The 11,328-nt window shown below is 65.9% G+C and carries 11 protein-coding genes; 3 read left to right on the forward strand and 8 right to left on the reverse strand.

All coding sequences use genetic code 11. The features are described 5' to 3' along the window. Positions 1 to 2: 2 nt before the first annotated feature. Positions 3 to 1,334 carry a signal recognition particle-docking protein FtsY gene (ftsY, locus tag WFK98_RS17810; protein WP_336801171.1) on the forward strand — a complete coding sequence of 444 codons (1,332 nt, stop codon included), beginning with the start codon at positions 3 to 5 and terminating at the stop codon, positions 1,332 to 1,334. A gap of 65 nt (positions 1,335 to 1,399) precedes the next feature. After that, positions 1,400 to 2,041: a septation protein A gene (locus tag WFK98_RS17815; RefSeq protein ID WP_266339065.1), complete on the forward strand. Its 642-nt coding sequence runs from the start codon at positions 1,400 to 1,402 to the stop codon at positions 2,039 to 2,041. Positions 2,042 to 2,221: 180 nt separating this feature from the next. On the opposite strand, the gene WFK98_RS17820 is transcribed toward WFK98_RS17815, so the two are convergent. The 7 genes from WFK98_RS17820 to WFK98_RS17850 form a co-directional block, all read right to left on the reverse strand. Further along, on the reverse strand, positions 2,222 to 2,815 hold the full coding sequence (locus WFK98_RS17820) for a DsbE family thiol:disulfide interchange protein (protein WP_336801172.1): 594 nt from the start codon (positions 2,813 to 2,815) through the stop codon (positions 2,222 to 2,224). Continuing rightward, positions 2,812 to 3,012 carry a heme exporter protein CcmD gene (gene ccmD / locus WFK98_RS17825; RefSeq protein WP_266339067.1) on the reverse strand — a complete coding sequence of 67 codons (201 nt, stop codon included), beginning with the start codon at positions 3,010 to 3,012 and terminating at the stop codon, positions 2,812 to 2,814. Before ccmD ends, WFK98_RS17820 begins: the two co-directional genes overlap by 4 nt. Further along, a complete protein-coding gene (locus WFK98_RS17830; RefSeq protein WP_266339068.1) occupies positions 3,009 to 3,752 on the reverse strand; it encodes a heme ABC transporter permease in 744 nt (247 codons plus the stop codon). Before WFK98_RS17830 ends, ccmD begins: the two co-directional genes overlap by 4 nt. A 179-nt stretch (positions 3,753 to 3,931) precedes the next feature. Beyond that, positions 3,932 to 5,449: an arabinosylfuranosidase ArfA gene (gene arfA, locus WFK98_RS17835; RefSeq protein WP_266339089.1), complete on the reverse strand. Its 1,518-nt coding sequence runs from the start codon at positions 5,447 to 5,449 to the stop codon at positions 3,932 to 3,934. Positions 5,450 to 5,537: 88 nt separating this feature from the next. Continuing rightward, complete coding sequence (locus WFK98_RS17840; protein WP_266339090.1) at positions 5,538 to 6,365, reverse strand: carbohydrate ABC transporter permease; 828 nt, start codon at positions 6,363 to 6,365, stop codon at positions 5,538 to 5,540. 53 nt (positions 6,366 to 6,418) lie between these two features. Then, complete coding sequence (locus WFK98_RS17845; RefSeq protein ID WP_266339069.1) at positions 6,419 to 7,297, reverse strand: carbohydrate ABC transporter permease; 879 nt, start codon at positions 7,295 to 7,297, stop codon at positions 6,419 to 6,421. Positions 7,298 to 7,381: 84 nt separating this feature from the next. After that, complete coding sequence (locus tag WFK98_RS17850) at positions 7,382 to 8,662, reverse strand: ABC transporter substrate-binding protein (RefSeq protein ID WP_266339070.1); 1,281 nt, start codon at positions 8,660 to 8,662, stop codon at positions 7,382 to 7,384. A gap of 452 nt (positions 8,663 to 9,114) precedes the next feature. Between WFK98_RS17850 and WFK98_RS17855 the strand changes: the two genes are divergently transcribed. Beyond that, positions 9,115 to 9,864 carry a FadR/GntR family transcriptional regulator gene (locus tag WFK98_RS17855; RefSeq protein ID WP_266339071.1) on the forward strand — a complete coding sequence of 250 codons (750 nt, stop codon included), beginning with the start codon at positions 9,115 to 9,117 and terminating at the stop codon, positions 9,862 to 9,864. A 44-nt stretch (positions 9,865 to 9,908) separates the two neighbouring features. Here WFK98_RS17855 and WFK98_RS17860 read toward each other — a convergent pair whose 3' ends face one another. Then, positions 9,909 to 11,099, reverse strand: coding sequence for an MFS transporter (locus tag WFK98_RS17860; RefSeq protein WP_336801173.1), 1,191 nt, complete (start codon positions 11,097 to 11,099; stop codon positions 9,909 to 9,911). Positions 11,100 to 11,328: the final 229 nt, after the last annotated feature.

Raw genomic sequence — 11,328 nt, forward strand, 5'->3', positions numbered from 1 at the left:
CCATGGCTGAAGAAAAGAAGGGCCTGTTCCGTCGCTTTTTCGGCGGCGGTGCGCCGAAGCCGGCCGAGCCCGAACCCGCCCCGGCGCCGGAGCCCGTAGCGGAGGCGCCCGTCGCCGCACCCGAGCCGATCGCGGTCGAGCCGGCTGCGGTCGAACCGCCGGCCCCGGTTCCCGGGCCCCCGCCGGTTGAGGCGGAGGCTACCGTCGAAACGGTCGAAGCGGCCGCGCCGCCTCCGGCCGAACCCGAAGCGCCCGTCGCCATCGAGCCGGCCGCGCCGGTCGTCGAGGCTGAGCCGGTCCCCGCCCCCGTCGAGGCCGAGCCAATCCCGGCCACGGCGCCCGTCGAAGCGCCGCGCCCGACCGGCTTCTTCGCCGCTCCGGCCGCTCCGGCGCCCGCCCCCGAGCCGGCGCCGAAGCAGAACTGGTTCCAGCGCCTGAAGGCTGGCCTGTCGCGTTCGTCGAGCGCGATCTCCGACGGCATCGTCTCGGTCTTCACCAAGCGCAAGCTCGACGCCGACACGCTCGGGGATTTCGAGGACGTGCTGATCCAGGCCGATCTCGGCCTGACCACCGCCGCCGCCATCACCGAAGCGCTGAAGAAGGGCCGCTTCGGCAAGGAGATCGAGGGCGACGAGGTCCGCGCCGTGCTGGCCGAGGAAGTCTCGAAGGTTCTGGCACCCGTGGCGAAGCCGCTGGTGATCGATCCGGCGCGCAAGCCGCATGTCGTCCTCGTCGTCGGCGTCAACGGCACCGGCAAGACGACGACGATCGGCAAGCTCGCCTCGAAGCTGCGCGCCGATGGCCGCTCGGTGATGCTCGCCGCCGGCGACACCTTCCGTGCCGCCGCGGTGGAGCAGCTGAAGATCTGGGGCCAGCGCACCGGCGCCGCCGTCATCGCCCGCTCGATCGGCGCGGACGCGGCCGGCCTCGCCTTCGACGCGCTGAAGGAGGCGCAGGCGAACGGCACCGACGTGCTGATGATCGATACCGCCGGCCGGCTGCAGAACCGCACCGAGCTGATGGCGGAGCTGGAGAAGGTCATCCGCGTGATCAAGAAGCAGGATCCGACCGCGCCGCACAGCGTGCTGCTCACCCTCGACGCCACTACCGGCCAGAACGCGCTGCAGCAGGTCGAGATCTTCGGCCGCGTCGCCGGCGTCACCGGCCTGGTGATGACCAAGCTCGACGGCACCGCGCGCGGCGGCATCCTCGTCGCCATCGCCGCGAAATACGGCCTGCCGATTCACTTCATCGGCGTCGGCGAGGGCATCAACGACCTCGAGCCCTTCGCCGCCGACGACTTCGCCCGCGCCATCGCCGGTATCGCAGCGTAAGCGCGCCATAGATCAGCCGCGATGATCGCCCTATTTCAAAGCGCGATCACCATCGAAAGTTGGACATGACCCTCGAAATCGAACGCGCGCCCAACGATCCCGCCCGCAAGGAGCTGAACCCGCTCCTGAAGCTCGCGCTGGAACTCGGACCGCTCGGCGTGTTCTTCTTCGCCAATGCGCGCGCCGACATCTATTGGGCGACCGGGCTGTTCATGGCGGCGACGCTGGCGGCGCTCGCCGTCTCCTACGCGCTGACGCGCAAGCTGCCGATCATGCCGCTCGTCACCGGCGTGGTCGTCGTTGTCTTCGGCGGCCTGACGCTCTGGCTGCACGACGACACCTTCATCAAGCTGAAGCCGACCATCGTCAACACGCTGTTCGGCCTGGTCCTGCTCGGCGGCCTCGCCTTCGGCCGATCGCTGCTCGGCTATGTCTTCGACAGCGTCTTCCGCCTGACCGACGAGGGCTGGCGCAAGCTGACCTTCCGCTGGGGCCTGTTCTTCCTGGCCTTAGCGGTGCTGAACGTGGTGGTCTGGAAGGGCGCAGACGCCTATCTCGCCGATCCGAAGGCGGCAACCGATCTCTGGGTGAACTTCAAGGTGTTCGGCATCATGCCGCTGACCTTCCTGTTCACCCTGTTCCAGCTGCCGCTGATCACCCGCACGACGATTCCGGACGAAAAAACCGAAACGCAGCCGACGCGCTGAGGAGTGAAGGTCTGCACCTCTCCCATGGGGAGAGGTCGACGGCCGAAGGCCGGCGGGTGAGGGGCTGAAGCCTCACCGGACGATTTCCCCCCTCACCCGGCTCTTCGAGCCGACCTCTCCCCACGGGAGAGGTAAAGGTGGAGCTGCCAGCGCCCCTGTGCCGCATATCCCAATGGTCGATCAGGACCCGGCGAGCGCCTTCTCGATTTCCGGCATCAGCACCTTTCCGAGGCTCTCGTCGCTGAGCGGGCCGACGAACTTGAAGCGGATCTTGCCGTCGCGCCCGACCAGGAACGTCTCCGGCACGCCATAGACGCCCCAGTCGATCGAGCTCCGCCCCTTCTCGTCGACGCCGACAGCCGCGTAGGGATTGCCCATCTGGCCAAGGAAGCCGAGCGCGTTGGCCGGCTTGTCCTTATAGTTGATGCCGACCAGATTTATGCGCTTGTCGGTCGCGAGCTTCTCCAGGATCGGATGCTCCTCGCGGCAAGGCACGCACCACGACGCCCAGACATTGACCAGCGTCACCTTGCCGGCGAAATCCGCCGCGTCGATGCCGGGCCGGTCGAGGCCCTCGAGCGGCGGCAGCACGGTCGCCGGCGCCGGCCGGCCGATCAGCGCCGAGGGAATCAGGGATGGGTCGCCACCCTGCTCCAGCCGGATGATGAAAATCACGGCGAGCGCCGCGAAGGCGGCGATCGGCGCCCAGATGGCGAGCCGCCGGCCGAGCGACCGCGGCGGCCGCGCCTCCTGCGAAGATCCTGCCTCGGTCATGATGCGGCGTCGGCGGCTTTGGCCGCCCCCTTGCGGGCAGAGCGGCGCCGGATGCCACGGGCCTCGAGATCGCGCATCGTCCGGCGCAGCGAGATGCCGTCGAGAAGGATCCAGCCGAACAGGGCGAGGACGATGGCGGCGCTGACGCCATAGGCGGCCAGGATGAAGCCGGCATGCGGCCCGAAGGTTTCGATCATGCCTGGGCTCCGGCCGGAGTGGCGGCGGCGACGAGGCGGAGCGCGCGGATCCGCCGGCGCAGGATCTCGTTGCGCATCGCCATGACGCTGAGCGCCAGGAACAGCAGCGTGGCGCCGACGGCCGAGATGAGGAGCGGATAGAGCATGCTGGCGTCGATCGTCGAACCGCCCATGCGGAAGACGCTGGCCGGCTGGTGCAACGTGTTCCACCAGTCGACGGAAAACTTGATGATCGGCAGATTGATCGAGCCGACCAGGATCAGCACGGCGCCGACGCGGCCGCCCTTGATCGGGTCCTCGATGGCGTTCCAGAGCGCGATCAGGCCGAGATACATCAGAAACAGGATCAGCACCGAGGTCATGCGGGCATCCCATTCCCACCAGGTGCCCCACATCGGCTTGCCCCAGAGCGAGCCGGTCAGGAGCGCCATCAGCGTGAAGGCGGCGCCGACCGGCGCGGTCGCCTTGGCGGCGACGTCGGCGAGCGGATGGCGCCAGATCAGCGTGCCGAGCGCCGAGACCGCCATCATGCCGTAGCCGAACATGGCGAGCCAGGCGGCCGGAACATGGATGAACATGATCTTGACCGTCTCGCCCTGCTGGTAGTCGGCGGGCGCGACGAAGAGGCCGAGATAGAGGCCGGTGCCGAGCACCAGCAGCGCCGCGCCCCAGAGCCAGGGCAGCAGGCGGTCGGTCAACGACATGAAGCGCGTCGGATTGGCGAGATCGAGAAGGGCCATGCCGATGTCATAGGGTCACCCGGCCGACTTCGCAACGCGACCGATTGCAGCCGCCGGCGATTTCGGGCGAACGGACGCAGCTTCGCGCCGGCAATCCGCGCTTCCGGGCCAAAAGAAACGCCCGCATCCATCGGATGCGGGCGCAGGCCGCCGTCAGGCGGCATTCAGGAGCCGGAGGCTCAGGCGGCAGCGGTCGCCTTCGTCGTGATGACGTTGAACGAGGCCGGCTTCAGGCGCAGCGTCAGGCGCTCGCCGTCGATGGTGACGTCCTTGTTCTCCTTCGGCGCGACCGTGTTGGGCGCGTCCTTGGTGTTGACGGCCTTCAGGTTCGAATGGTGCAGCTCGGTCGCGTGCACGAGCTCGCGATCCTTGCCAAGGCCGCGCAGCTCGACCTCGACGTCCATCGAATCCGTCAGGCTCCGGTTGAGCGCGATCACCGTCGTGGTGCCATCGGCCGGATTGTCGATCACCGTCGCATAGAGATAGGGGATCTCGGGGAAGGTCTTGGCGCTATAGGACGGCGACTCCGCCACGCTCTTCAGCACGCGGCCATGGCCGTACTTCGAGGCGAGCGCGAAGGGATGGAAGATCGTCTGGCGCCAGGCGGCGCCGCCGGTTTCCGTCATGATCGGGCCGATGACGTTGACGAGCTGCGCCAGGCAGGCCGTCTTGACGCGATCGGCGTTGTTCAGCATGGCGATCAGGGCGCCGCCGACGATCAGCGCGTCTTCGGCATTGTAGACTTCCTCGATCAGCTTCGGCGCTTCCGGCCAGCCGGGAACGCGCATGTGCTCGATCTTGTGGGTCTTGTACCAGACGTTCCATTCGTCCAGCGACAGCATGATCTTCTTGTGCGAGCGGCGCTTGGCGCCGACCGCGTCGCAGATCGCCGCGACTTCCTTGATGAAGGCATCCAGCAATTCGATGACGCCGAAATATTCGGCGGCCGAATCCGCATGGTTGTTGAAGTAGGTGTGCAGCGAGATGAAATCGACCTCGTCATAGCAATGATCAAGGACCTGGTATTCCCAGGAGCCATAGGTCGGCATGTTGCGGTGGGACGAGCCGCAGGCGGCGAGCTGGATGGTCGGATCGACCCAGCGCATCACCTTGGCCGTCTCGAGCGCGACGCGGCCATATTCCTCGGCGGTCTTGTGGCAGATCTGCCAGGGACCATCCATCTCGTTGCCGAGGCACCAGAACTTGATGTCGTGCGGCTTCTCGTAGCCATGCTCCTTGCGGAGGTCCGACAGCGCCGAACCGCCCTCATGGTTGCAGTATTCGAGGAACTGGCGCGCCTCGTCGGGACCCTTGGTGCCAAGATTGACGCCGAACATCGGCTCGATGTCGGCCTTCTTGGCCCACTTCATGAACTCGTTGGTGCCGAACTGGTTGGTCTCGGTCGAGAACCAGGCGAGGTCGCGGCGGACGGGGCGCTTGTCGGCCGGGCCGACGCCGTCCTCCCAATTGTAGCCCGAGAGGAAATTGCCGCCGGGATAGCGGACGATGGTGGTGCCGAGTTCCTTGGTCAGCTCCAGCACGTCGCCGCGGAAGCCATCCTCGTCGGCGGTGGCGTGGCCGGGCTCGTAGATGCCGCCATAGACGCAGCGGCCCATATGCTCGACGAAGGTGCCGAACATGCGCCGGTCGAGTTCGGAGACGACAAAGTCGCGGTCGACGATGAGTTTGGCGTTCAACATGGATGGAAAGCTCTCGAATTGATCTGCAGTAAACGTGGGAGGGGATCGCCGCCGGCCGGAGCCGGGCGGCGACGGTGAAGTGCCGCTAGCCCTTGATGCCGGCGGAAAGCATGATCGCCTGCGTCACGCGACGCTGGAAAAGCAGGTAGGCGATCGCGACAGGGAGGCCGGCCATGACGGCGCCGGCGATCTCGCGGGCGTATTGCACGCCGAACGCATCCTTGACCTGGGTGATGCCGACCGTGACGTTCATCGTCGATTCCGAGGTGGAGACGAGGAACGGCCAGAGGAAGTTGTTCCAGGCGCCGATGAAGGTGATGATGGCGAGCGCCGTCGTCACACCCCAGTTCATCGGCAGGTAGATGCGGAAGAAGATGTTGAACTCGTTGGCGCCGTCGACGCGCGCCGCCTCGCGAAAGTCCTTCGGCACGCTGTCGAAGAACTGCTTGTAGACGATGACGACGACGGGAACGATCAGCTGCGGCAGGATCACGCCGAGCCAGGTGTTGATCAGCCCGAAATCGCTCATCAGGATGAAATGCGTCACGATCAGCGTCTGGATCGGCACCATGAAGCTGGCCAGGATCATCAGCCAGATGAGGCTGCGGCCTGGGAAGCGCAATTGCGACAGCGCATAGCCGCAGGTCGATCCCATCAGGAGCACCAGCACCGTGACAGCGCCGGAGGTGACCAGCGAATTCACGTACCAGGTGCCGATCGAGGTGTGCGTCAGCACATAGAGATAGGCGCCGATGGTGAAGGTCTTCGGCCAAAGGCGTATGCCCGGCTCCACCACCTCGAATTCCGGCTTCAGCGTCGTGACCATCGCCCAGTAGAGCGGGAAGGCCCAGATCACCGCGATGACGACGGTCAGGAGCGTGAGGGCGAGGCCGACGGCGTTGAAGCGCCGCATCCGCATCATGTCGACGCGCGGTTCGGCCAGCACCTTGGTTTCCGCGGTAGCGCTCATGACCGGCCTCCCCTGACGCGCAGCAACTGATACTGGAACACAGAGAACACGACGATGATCGCGAACAGCGCCAGGGCGACGGTCGCGCCATAGCCGCCCTTGTTCATCTGGAAGGCGAGCTTGTAGACATACTGCACCATGACCATGGTCGGATTGGCCTGGCCGCCGATGGTGAACAGGTAGACCTGATCGAAGATCTTCAGCTGCAGGATGAGCTGGATCGTCAGCACGAGAGCCGTGATCGGCCAGATCAGCGGCCAGGTGATGTAGCGGAACTGCTGCCAGCGGCGGGCGCCGTCGAGAGCCGACGCGTCATACATGTCCTGGGGAATGTTGCGCAGGCCGGCGATGAACAGCAGCAGGTTGAAGCCGTTGGTCCACCAGATGGTGATGAAGGCGACGGCGGGCATCAGCCAGACCGGATTGCGGAACACCGGCACGCGCTCGCCATAGAAGAACTCGATCACATACTGGCCGATGCCGAACTGGACGTCGAAGATCCAGCGCCAGATCAGGAAGATCACCGAGACCGGCAGGATGTAGGGCAAAAAGAACATCGCCAGGATAACGCTCTGCGTCCAGCCCTTCAGGCGATTGACCATCAGCGCGATGCCGAGCCCGACCAGCGTGTTCGGAATGACGGTCAGCAGCACGAAATAGCCCGTATTGAGCACGGACGTCGTGAACAGCTTGTCCTTGAACAGCTTGACGTAATTCTTCAGGCCGACCCAGTTGCCGTCGCCGATCAGCGGCGCATCGGTAAAGGTCAGCTCGATCATCTTGATCGTCGGATAGATGAAGATGACCAGATAGACGATCAGGAACGGAGCGACGAAGGCGAGAGCCCAGGCATACTCACGGTAACGGTTTCTCATGCGATCTCGAAGCTCCGCCGAGGAAGAGGGATCCGGCCGGCATGCGACGGGGCATGCCGGCCGGGGGCGGTCTTGCAGACGGCGTTAGTCGTCGAGGAGACCCTGCAGCTCTTCCTGCATTTCGGTCATCGCTTCCTTCGGGTCCTTCTCGCCATTGATGGCGGGAACCAGGTAGTTGCCGGCCGCGTCATAGACGGGCGAGGCGACGCCGGCGATCTTCGAGGACGGATCGAAGACGGCGGTCTTGGCGAGCGTCGAGTAGGTCGCGTTCGGCTCCATCTTCTTGAACTCGGCGCTATCGGCAACCGGGAGGAAGGCCGGGATGTGGCCGGCGGTAGCCCAGGACAGGCTGTTCTCGTTCATCCACTTGATGACGGCGAGGACGGCCTTGAGCTTCTCGGGCGAGATTTCCTTGCCCTTGCGGTTCGGGATCGCGAAGGCGTGCGAGTCGGCCCAGGTCGCCGGCTGCGCGAACAGCGTCGGCAGCTGGATCGCGCCCCACTCGAAGCCGAGCTTGCCCTGCTTGGCGAGGTCGACCATCGTCGGCACTTCCCAGACGCCGTTGATGTGCATCGCGGCCTTGCCCGAGGTGAAGAGCGCGACCGAGGCCGGATAATCGACCTGCTTCGGCGCCCAGCCCGACGTCGTCCACTTGGCGACGGCAGCAGCGGCGTTGACGGCCTTGTCGAGGTTATCGCCGTCGAGGATCTTGCCGTCCTTCAGGAACTCGCCGCCCTGCTGGCCGAGCAGCGAATAGAAGATGCGCCACTGCGAATCGCCGGTCGCGCTGTGGATCGAGACACCGTAGTCGGTGCCGCCATCCTTCAGCTTCTGCAGCGCGGCGTCGAAGTTCTCGAGACCGTCGAGACCCTTCGGCAGGCCGTCATCGCCGAGCAGGCCGGCCTTCTTCAGCAGGTCCTTGTTGTAGTAGAGCACGACCGAATGGATATCGAACGGCACGGCATACTGCTTGCCGTCGACCTGCGCGGCCTTCCAGTTGGCCGGCTGGTAGTTGCCGGCCTCGATGCCGGCGGCTTTCAGCTCGTCCGGGGAGATCTCGCGCAGGACGCCGGAATCGACGCCGAGCGGCAGGCGCGACAGGTGATAGGTCATGACGTCGGGGCCTTCGCCGACGGCGGCCGAGGTCTGCACCTTGGTGTAGAAGGGAACGCCCCACTCGAGCGTGGTGGCCTGGATCTCGATGTCCGGATGCGTCTTGTTGAATTCGTCGAGCAGCGCCTTCATCCGCACGCCGTCACCGCCGGACAGGAAGTCCCACCAGACGACCGTCTCCTTCGCCTGGGCGCCTGCCGTCATCGCCAGCAGCGCCGCCGTGGCGAGCGCCTTCGTCATAAACTTTCGCATATCGCGTTTCCTCCGCTTTGTTGCCGCCCATCGGATCTCCCAACAAGATCCGTCCTCCGGCGACTTTCATTTCGCCCCGCCGATGGCGGAGTAGCTCCACTGCCGCGGCGGCCGACACGTCCTGCATGTCGTCCCGCCCTGCCTCATCACCGCGCACCCCGACTTCCTCATCGTCGAAGACGCGCGACCACCCCAGGGCAGAGCTTGGAACATCCGGACTGGGACATCCCCGTTTTCGGCCCCGCATACGATTTCCCAACCGAGCCCCTCCCCAAGAGGTGGTCAATGGTATTATCATATGCCTCGATCATGATTTTGATCCCGGGGTTTGTCAATCCGGTCTTCCAGCCCTGTCGACGGGCGGGGACGCCGGCGGCGCGAGCCCCGGAATCCGGCCGAAGCAGGATGCGGGGTCTTGGCCTCCGCATCGCAAACCGCGTAAAGGATGACACTTGGCGGGAGAGAGTGTGATGCTGGAGCGCGAGCTTCTACCGGTAGGAACGATGAGCGCGCAGGTCGCCAACCATATTGGCGTCCGGATCGTCTCCGGCGAATTCCTGCCCGGAACGTCGTTGCCGATCGAAAGCGAGCTCTGCCAGACCTATGGCGTGAGCCGGACGACGATACGCGAAGCGGTGAAGAGCCTGGCCGGCAAGCGGCTGATCGAGGTCTCGCCGAAGGTCGGTACCCGCGTGCTGCCGTTTGCCGAATGGAACCTGCTCGACCGCGACGTGCTGGCCTGGCGCCTGCAGGCGCAGTTCGACCAGAAGATCGTCGAGGACATCTTCGAGATGCGGCTCTGCTTCGAGCCGCGCGCCTCGTTTCTCGCGGCCCGCGACGGCACGGCCGAGGATTTCGGCAAGATCGAGCACTATTTTCACGAGCTCGTCGCCGCCTACGAGCAGAAGCTGCCGATCAAGGCGACATCGGAATCGGCGCTCGGATTCCATCTCGCCGTGATCAACGCCTCGCATAACGGCCTGTTCGTCACGATCGGCAGTGCCGTCAAGTCGGCGCTGCGCGTCTCGTCCGAGCTGTTGCAGCAGCACGCGGCGCAGCCGAACGAGGACATCGCCCTGCATGACGCCGTGCGCACGGCGATCCTCGCCCGCCGGCCGTCCGAGGCCGCCGACGCGATGACCCGCCTGCTCGCCGCCTCGCGCGAGCGTATGCTGCCGCTCACCGTCGACGCGGCCGAATAGGAACGGCGCCGGCGGGGCCGGCGCCGCCGAGCGTCGAAACCCGACTAGTCCGTGCAGCCGCCGGTCGCGAGTTCCACCTTTCGGGGCGCCGCCGGCGTCGTGCGCAGCGCCCACAGCGCCACGAGGAAGGCGGCGATCGGCAGCAGCGCCGCGGCCCAGGTGACCCCTTCCAGCCCCGGGCCATGATCGATGACAACGCCGCCGATCCAGGCGCCGATGGCATTTCCGAGGTTGAAGGCGGCGATGTTGAAGCTCGAGGCGAGGCTCTGGCCGGCGCCGCGCGACTGCTCGATCACCCACATCTGCAAAGGCGCCACGGTGGCGAAGGCCGATGCGCCGAGCAGGCCGATGATCACCACGGCGGCTGCCGGGTGATGCAGGGCGGGTCCGGTCGCCAGCAGCACGGCCGCGAGAACGAGCAGGCTGCCGAGCATCGTCGGCACCAGCCTGCGATCGGCCAGCCGGCCGCCCAGCAGATTGCCGACGATCAGGCCGCCGCCGAAGACGAACAGGATGGGCGACACGGCCGCCTGCGGCAGGCCGGTAACCTCGGTCAGAAGCGGCACGATATAGGTGAAGACGGCAAACAGGCCGGCATAGCCGAGCACGGTCGTCAGCAGGCCGAGCAGGACCGGCCGACGCATCAGCGCCTTGAGGTCGCGCTTCAGGTCCGGCGCGTCGGCATCCGGCACGTCGCGCGGCACCAGCAGCGCGATGACCACGAACGCGACCACGCCGACGCCGGCCACCGCCCAGAAGGTCGCGCGCCAGCCATAGGCCTGGCCGAGCCACGTGCCGAAGGGCACGCCGAGGACATTGGCCACCGTCAGGCCGGTGAACATGATGGCGATCGCCGAAGCGCGGCGATCCGGCGCCACCAGGGTGGTGGCCACGACCGAGCCGACCCCGAAGAAGGTGCCGTGCGCGAAGGCGGCCAGCACGCGGGCGGCCATCAGGCTCGCATAGTCGGGCGCCACCGCGCAGGCGGCGTTGCCGATCGTGAAGATCGCCATCAGCGTCAGCAGCGTCGTCTTGCGCGACCAGCGGACGGTGAGCGCCGTCAGCAGCGGCGCGCCGGCGACTACACCCAACGCGTAGCCGGAGATGAGCAGGCCGGCCATCGAGATGGCGACGCCCAGATCGGCGCCCACCTCCATCAAGAGGCCCATGATGACGAATTCGGTGACGCCGATGCCAAAGGCACCGACGGTCAGGGCAAGGAGCGCGAGGGGCATGAGGAAGCTCTTTGTGGTTCAGGATCCCGCCCAAGATAGGGGGCCGGTCCGGATCGACTGAGAGCCTGGCGATAACAGCAGCTTGGAATCGAGTTCACATATGCCGTTTTGCTTTTGCCGTCCGCGCCGCTGTTCTTCGTTCTTCGTTGTGTGTGTTTTTGTTTTGAATGCAAAAACCCCGCCGGCTTTGGAGCGCGGCGGGGTTTTTTATGGTTTCATCGTAGAGAGA

The sequence above is a fragment of the Kaistia sp. MMO-174 genome (assembly GCF_037147815.1).
Classification (GTDB): domain Bacteria; phylum Pseudomonadota; class Alphaproteobacteria; order Rhizobiales; family Kaistiaceae; genus Kaistia; species Kaistia nematophila.

Bases quoted from the DNA above. Each gene is read 5' to 3' on its own strand.
- ftsY (WP_336801171.1), top strand. From the start codon at position 3: ATGGCTGAAGAAAAGAAGGGCCTGTTCCGTCGCTTTTTCGGCGGCGGT.
- WFK98_RS17815 (WP_266339065.1), top strand. From the start codon at position 1,400: ATGACCCTCGAAATCGAACGCGCGCCCAACGATCCCGCCCGCAAGGAG.
- WFK98_RS17820 (WP_336801172.1), bottom strand. From the start codon at position 2,815: ATGACCGAGGCAGGATCTTCGCAGGAGGCGCGGCCGCCGCGGTCGCTC.
- ccmD (WP_266339067.1), bottom strand. From the start codon at position 3,012: ATGATCGAAACCTTCGGGCCGCATGCCGGCTTCATCCTGGCCGCCTAT.
- WFK98_RS17830 (WP_266339068.1), bottom strand. From the start codon at position 3,752: ATGGCCCTTCTCGATCTCGCCAATCCGACGCGCTTCATGTCGTTGACC.
- WFK98_RS17840 (WP_266339090.1), bottom strand. From the start codon at position 6,365: ATGCGGCGCTTCAACGCCGTCGGCCTCGCCCTCACGCTCCTGACCGTC.
- WFK98_RS17845 (WP_266339069.1), bottom strand. From the start codon at position 7,297: ATGAGAAACCGTTACCGTGAGTATGCCTGGGCTCTCGCCTTCGTCGCT.
- WFK98_RS17850 (WP_266339070.1), bottom strand. From the start codon at position 8,662: ATGCGAAAGTTTATGACGAAGGCGCTCGCCACGGCGGCGCTGCTGGCG.
- WFK98_RS17860 (WP_336801173.1), bottom strand. From the start codon at position 11,099: ATGCCCCTCGCGCTCCTTGCCCTGACCGTCGGTGCCTTTGGCATCGGC.